Origin of the sequence: Mesorhizobium sp. M7A.F.Ca.CA.001.08.2.1 (assembly GCF_003998455.1) — a bacterium.
In the GTDB taxonomy this organism is placed as follows: Bacteria; Pseudomonadota; Alphaproteobacteria; order Rhizobiales; family Rhizobiaceae; genus Mesorhizobium; species Mesorhizobium ciceri.
The window spans coordinates 1-399 of sequence record NZ_RZPW01001496.1 but is presented as its reverse complement, the minus strand read 5'-3'; the positions used below and the strand labels follow the sequence as shown (position 1 = coordinate 399).

The 399-nt window shown below is 55.6% G+C and carries 1 pseudogene; it reads left to right on the top strand.

Features of this window, described 5'->3' with window-relative positions:
• Positions 1–243: pseudogene (locus EN914_RS38170) on the top strand (hypothetical protein); the annotation flags it as partial.
• Between the last annotated feature and the right edge of the window lie 156 nt (positions 244–399).

Sequence of the window (399 nt, the reverse complement as noted above, 5' to 3'; positions counted from 1 at the left end):
GTGCTGATGGCTCGCAAGCAATATGGCGCTGGTATCTTTTGCGCGATCAGCATTGTCGTGCCATTGATTACGAATCTGGCCTCCATGGTCAGATACGTCATTGGGCTTGCGCCTCTGATACTGTTGATGGCGTTCTTGCTGTCGGCATCGAAACTGACCTGGATAGCCGCTTTGTTTCTCTTTCTGGTCGCCTGCTATTTCATGACAGTGGCATGGATTGGGGGCTACCTTGCTTTGGTCTGACGTCGGCAACCCCTACGCACGCGCGATCTCGCTTGGGTGTTACGCGCTCGCCGCGGCTTTGGCCGTGTCAGAAATCCTCATCCTTGCGCTGGCTCTCCATCCGAATGTCCACCCCGACTATCGGGCCTATTACATCGACCGCACGACAACCTGCCT